Raw genomic sequence first — 430 nt, forward strand, 5'->3', positions numbered from 1 at the left:
CTACTTGATCTTGTCGATGCTGCTGCCGGTCGCGGGGGTGTGGGCGGCGCTGTGGGTCATGACGCGAAGCGCCGTTTCCGGTTTGCAATCGCTGGCCGGCGGGCTGTTTACGGGGCTGGCTATCGCCGGGATGCACTATACGGGCATGGCGGCGCTTCGGCTGCCCGCGGTGCTGTCTTACGAACCGTACCTGGTTGTGTTGTCCTTCCTCCTTGCGGTTGCGCTGTCGTTCAACGCAATTCGGCTCTCGCTCCTGCATCGGCGAAAGCGCAGCCCATCCTCGCCTTGGAGGAAAGCCGGGGCAGCCGTCGTGTTCGGAACGGCGATCGTGGGCGTGCATAACCTCGGTATGCTGGCAGCTCAATTCAAAGCGCAGGGCCAAGTCGATGTCGTTCATCGCGCCGTTCGTATTGATGAGATGCTGCTCGCC

1 protein-coding gene is annotated in these 430 nt (G+C 62.6%); it reads left to right on the forward strand.

What is annotated here, in order from left to right; all coding sequences use genetic code 11:
- Positions 1-430: MHYT domain-containing protein (locus GNP95_RS25565; RefSeq protein ID WP_330163628.1), on the forward strand; the 430-nt coding region annotated here is incomplete at both ends.

Origin of the sequence: Paenibacillus woosongensis (genome assembly GCF_009725165.1) — a bacterium.
GTDB lineage: Bacteria > Bacillota > Bacilli > Paenibacillales > Paenibacillaceae > Fontibacillus > Fontibacillus woosongensis.